Genomic DNA, 4,805 nt, shown 5'->3' on the forward strand with positions numbered 1-4,805 from the left:
TTAATTTAATAGAGGCTGAGGAGAAGGTTGAGGTTGAGATTAAGGATTTGTCATAAAAGAACATGTATAAAACTCAATCATGCGAGTTCCATTCGACCAATAACTTAGACTGATTTTATACTGATGAAACGAGCATGGCAACGTTTTCCACAACAGAACATGTATAAGTTATTGCATGCGTGTTCCATCAGACCTTAAAAATAAATTTTAGACTGGGCTCACTGATGAATATTGAACCTTTAAAAGACTCACTATAATGTCAAAAAAAAATCCGTTTCCAATAAACAAAGAAGTTATTTTACAGCTTCGGGAAGAATTTGGAATTAACAGTTTGGCTTACTGTACCATCCGTCAGATTGTTCAATTGGTTAACAGTTTGCAGGAAATGTTTGAGGTAAAATTTATCCGAACGGAGATGGGGGTTCCCGGCCTTGATGCTCCTGATCTGGGTGTCAATGCCGAAATGGATGCCCTGAAGCGAGGTGTTTCATCGGTTTACCCGCCCATTGAGGGGGTAAAAGCGTTGAAACAGGAGTTATCACGATTTGCAAAGTTGTTTCTTGATATTAACATTGATCCTGCCGGTTGTATTCCGACTGTAGGGTCAATGCAATCGTCGTTCATTACTTTTATGGTAGCCAACCGGCGCGATCCGGAAAAAGATACGACCCTGTTTATTGACCCCGGTTTTCCCGTTCATAAACGCCAGGTTGTACTACAGGGAATGAAATATGAAAGTTTTGATATCTATAACTACCGCGGAGAAAAACTTCGCGACAAATTGGAATCCTATCTCAAAGAGGGGCATATCAGTACTTTTTTGTATTCGAATCCCAATAACCCGGCCTGGATATGTTTCACCGATAAGGAGTTAAGGATAATCGGTGAATTGGCCAATAAGTATGATGTTATTGTGATGGAAGATCTGGCCTATTTCGGAATGGACTTTCGGGAGAATTACGGCGTTCCCGGTGAGCCTCCCTATCAGCCCACTGTTGCGAAATACACCGACAACTATGTGTTGCTCTTTTCAAGTTCCAAAATTTTCAGTTATGCCGGCCAACGCATTGGAAGCCTTTTGATTTCCGATAAATTGTTTTCCAGGCCTTTTGACGGATTGGCCAAAGTTTTTAACTCCGGCCGGTTTGGTATTGCCATTCTGCAGGATGCCCTTTATTCTACAACTGCCGGCGCTCCTCACTCTCCGCAATACGGATTTGCCGCATTGTTGAAAGCTGTTAATGACGGACGGTTCGATTTCGTTTCCTATGTAAGCGAGTATGGTGAGCGTGCCGTGATCATGAAAAAACTGTTCGTCGAAAACGGTTTTAAACTGGTTTACGAAAAAGATGAGGAGCGGGATGTGGCCGACGGATTTTATTTTACAGTCTGCTATCCGGGAATGACCGGGGAAGAATTGCTTTCAGAACTGATTCGCTATGGCATCAGTGCCATCACTCTGGATACTACGGGCAGCAGTCGCACAGAAGGACTCAGGATTTGTGTTTCGCATACAGGAAAGGATAGAATGAATGAATTGGAAGAGCGTTTGAAACTATTTGCCCGGAGTCGTGGATAGGAAGGAAATTTAAAATGCATATAAACAACCGTCTTAAGTGACTGATTTTTCAAAAGGTTACAAATCGTAATTCTATTTATTCGCTTTGTTTATAGGAAATAATGATAGGTGTCATAAGGCCGGGTTACAATTTTTATCTAAATTCGTAATAGAGTAAAAAATCAAACCGATTAGTTATGGCAAAAATGATAGGAACCATAGAGGTTGATGTAGAAACCTGTAAGGGCTGTTCGCTTTGTGTGGAAGCCTGTCCGACCAATGTTATCGCGTTGGCCGACGAAGTTAACGGGAAAGGTTATAATTATGCTTATCTGGTCAGTCAGGATGGATGTAATGGTTGTACCAATTGCGCCGAAGTATGTCCCGATAGTTGCATCACCGTTTACAGAAAAAAATTAGAAATGGTCTGATGCGCTGTTAAATAGAATGCTTAACAGAATTCAGAACTAAGAAACCATAAAGCCGATGAGTGAACTAAGGTTAATGAAAGGCAATGAAGCCATTGCCGAAGCAGCTATCCGCTGTGGCGCCGACGGGTATTTCGGGTATCCGATTACCCCGCAGTCGGAAGTGATGGAAACGCTTATGGCCCTGAAGCCATGGGAAACAACCGGAATGGTGGTCTTACAGGCCGAAAGTGAAGTGGCCTCTATCAATATGTTATATGGCGGAGCAGGATGTGGCAAACGTGTCATGACTTCTTCTTCCAGCCCGGGTATCAGTTTGATGCAGGAAGGTTTGAGTTATATGGCCGGTGCTGAATTGCCCTGCCTGGTTGTGAATGTGGTGCGTGGCGGTCCGGGACTGGGCACGATACAACCTGCTCAGTCGGATTATTTTCAGGCTGTTAAAGGAGGAGGACATGGTGACTACAAATTGATAGTTCTGGCGCCATCATCTGTTCAGGAAATGGCCGATTTTGTAGAACTGGCTTTCGATCTTGCATTTAAATACAGAAATCCTGCCATGATCCTTTCGGATGGAATGATTGGTCAGATGATGGAAAAGGTTGAATTAAAGCCTCAGAAGAAGCGCTGGACAAATGAGGAGATTGATGAGATGCATCCCTGGGCAACCACCGGGAAAAAGAAAGACCGTGAACGTAATATCATTACTTCTCTTGAACTGGACCCCGAAAAGCAAGAGAAAGCCAACGAGAGAATACAGGCCAAGTACAAAGAGCTTCAGGAGAAAGAAGTACGGTACGAAGCTGTTGATACCGACGATGCTGAATATTTACTGATGGCTTATGGAAGCAGCGCAAGAATATCCTTAGCTGCCAAGGAAATTTTGCGGGCGAAGGGACTTAAAGTTGGTCTTCTCAGACCCATTACACTTTTCCCGTTCCCGGTGAAACAGCTACAGGATTTGGCCGGACAGCTTAAAGGTGTACTTTCGGTAGAGATGAGCAGTGGTCAAATGGTGGAAGACATCAGGCTGGCCGTTGAAGGTAAAGTAAGAGTTGAACATTTCGGGCGTTTAGGTGGCGTTGTTCCTTCACCGGAAGAGGTAGCCAATGCGCTCGAACAAAAACTGATAGGAGGCAAATAATATGGAAGCCGTGATCAATGAAATAAAAAAACCTGAAAACCTGGTTTATGGCAAAACGAAGGTTTTGACCGATAATGTAATGCATTATTGCCCCGGATGCAGTCACGGGGTAGTACATGTGGCTTTGGCAGAGGTTCTTGAAGAAATGAATATACAGGACCAGGTAATCGGAGTGGCTCCTGTGGGATGTTCGGTTTTTATGTATAATTATATCGATATCGATTGGCAGGAAGCAGCTCACGGACGTGCACCCGCTCTGGCCACTGCCATGAAACGTCTGCGCCCCGACCGGTTTATTTTTACCTATCAGGGCGATGGAGACCTTGCTGCTATCGGCACTGCCGAAACCATCCATGCCTGCAACCGGGGTGAAAATATTGTCATCATTTTCATTAATAACGGTATTTACGGTATGACCGGCGGACAAATGGCGCCGACTACCATTGAGGGTATGCAAACATCGACCTGTCCGTTTGGACGGGAACCGACACATGACGGAAATCCGTTGAAAATGACCGAATTGCTTGCACAGTTGCCGGGAACAGCCTATGTGACCCGTCAAGCGGTTCATACACCCGGCGCTGTTCGCAAAACGAAGAAAGCCATCCGGAAGGCTTTCGAAAAGCAAAAGGAGAATAAAGGCACTTCTGTTATTGAAGTTGTTTCTACCTGTAGTTCCGGATGGAAAATGACACCTGTCGAGGCCAATAAATGGATGGAGGAAAACATGTTCCCGTTCTATCCTTTGGGCGATTTTAAAAATGTATAATATAAATTTGGACTATGAAGGAAGAAATCATAATAGCCGGTTTTGGCGGTCAGGGTGTTCTCTCCATGGGTAAAATACTTGCTTACTCCGGTGTCATACAGGATATGGAAGTAAGCTGGATGCCCTCTTACGGTCCCGAAATGCGTGGTGGAACAGCTAATGTTACAGTGGTACTTAGCGATCATCGCATCAGCTCTCCCATTTTGCATTCATTCGATACCGCCATTATTCTTAATCAGCAATCGCTTGATAAATTTGAACCTAAAGTGAAACCCGGAGGGGTGCTTTTATACGATTCGAATGGTATTACCCGTCACCCCGAGCGGGATGATATTAATATTTACCGGATCGATGCTACTGAAGAAGCTGCCAGAATGAAATCGACCAAAACTATGAATATGATCGTTCTTGGTGCTTATCTTAAGATCAAACCGATCATTGAAATGGAGAACATTCTGAAAGGACTGAGAAAATCACTTCCGCAACGGCACCATCATCTGTTACCGATGAATGAAAAGGCCATTCAGCGTGGAAAGGAGATTGTATCAGAGGTCTCTTTGGTTATTTAGAGTATGTCTGTGGATAATGGATATTGTTTAATTTCCAAAGTATAATAGGTAAAAGAGGGTAGTCTTCCGGGCGTCCCTCTTTTTTGTTGAAGCAAACAGCTACCCGAAAACTTTCAGAAGGTTAGGCTATTAAGGTTGGATGGAATTGGCAGGATTGACTTTATAGACGTGCCATAGTCAGATGCCCTGAAAAAGTGTGGATGTGGCTAAATAATATGTTGGGGTGCAGTAAAATTTTCCGCGCAAAAGCCGCAAAATATTAGCGCGCAAAAGGCATCATAAAAGACGATAAAATCTTTGAGTGCAGTATAAAAAGCATATTTTTGTCAAAATCAAG

Annotated in this window: 5 protein-coding genes; all 5 read left to right on the forward strand. The window is 43.6% G+C overall.

Going from position 1 to position 4,805, the window contains the following annotated elements:
• Window positions 1-256: 256 nt before the first annotated feature.
• Window positions 257-1,579 carry an aminotransferase class I/II-fold pyridoxal phosphate-dependent enzyme gene (locus ATH1_RS0115835; protein ID WP_010424052.1) on the forward strand — a complete coding sequence of 441 codons (1,323 nt, stop codon included), beginning with the start codon at window positions 257-259 and terminating at the stop codon, window positions 1,577-1,579.
• A gap of 176 nt (window positions 1,580-1,755) precedes the next feature.
• Entirely contained in the window at window positions 1,756-1,989 is a 234-nt protein-coding gene (locus ATH1_RS0115840) for a 4Fe-4S dicluster domain-containing protein (protein ID WP_010424053.1), read from the forward strand.
• 55 nt (window positions 1,990-2,044) lie between these two features.
• Window positions 2,045-3,130 carry a 3-methyl-2-oxobutanoate dehydrogenase subunit VorB gene (locus ATH1_RS0115845; protein ID WP_044115494.1) on the forward strand — a complete coding sequence of 362 codons (1,086 nt, stop codon included), beginning with the start codon at window positions 2,045-2,047 and terminating at the stop codon, window positions 3,128-3,130.
• A gap of 1 nt (window position 3,131) precedes the next feature.
• Entirely contained in the window at window positions 3,132-3,899 is a 768-nt protein-coding gene (locus tag ATH1_RS0115850) for a thiamine pyrophosphate-dependent enzyme (RefSeq protein WP_010424057.1), read from the forward strand.
• Between the two features lie 14 nt (window positions 3,900-3,913).
• Window positions 3,914-4,468, forward strand: a complete 555-nt coding sequence (locus tag ATH1_RS0115855; protein WP_010424059.1) for a 2-oxoacid:ferredoxin oxidoreductase subunit gamma family protein — start codon at window positions 3,914-3,916, stop codon at window positions 4,466-4,468.
• Window positions 4,469-4,805 lie beyond the last annotated feature (337 nt).

It is taken from the genome of Anaerophaga thermohalophila DSM 12881, from assembly GCF_000191885.1.
Taxonomy (GTDB): domain Bacteria; phylum Bacteroidota; class Bacteroidia; order Bacteroidales; family Marinilabiliaceae; genus Anaerophaga; species Anaerophaga thermohalophila.

Coding starts and splice junctions, on each gene's coding strand:
- ATH1_RS0115855 (WP_010424059.1), top strand. CDS start 3,914: ATGAAGGAAGAAATCATAATAGCCGGTTTTGGCGGTCAGGGTGTTCTC.
- ATH1_RS0115850 (WP_010424057.1), top strand. CDS start 3,132: ATGGAAGCCGTGATCAATGAAATAAAAAAACCTGAAAACCTGGTTTAT.
- ATH1_RS0115835 (WP_010424052.1), top strand. CDS start 257: ATGTCAAAAAAAAATCCGTTTCCAATAAACAAAGAAGTTATTTTACAG.
- ATH1_RS0115840 (WP_010424053.1), top strand. CDS start 1,756: ATGGCAAAAATGATAGGAACCATAGAGGTTGATGTAGAAACCTGTAAG.
- ATH1_RS0115845 (WP_044115494.1), top strand. CDS start 2,045: ATGAGTGAACTAAGGTTAATGAAAGGCAATGAAGCCATTGCCGAAGCA.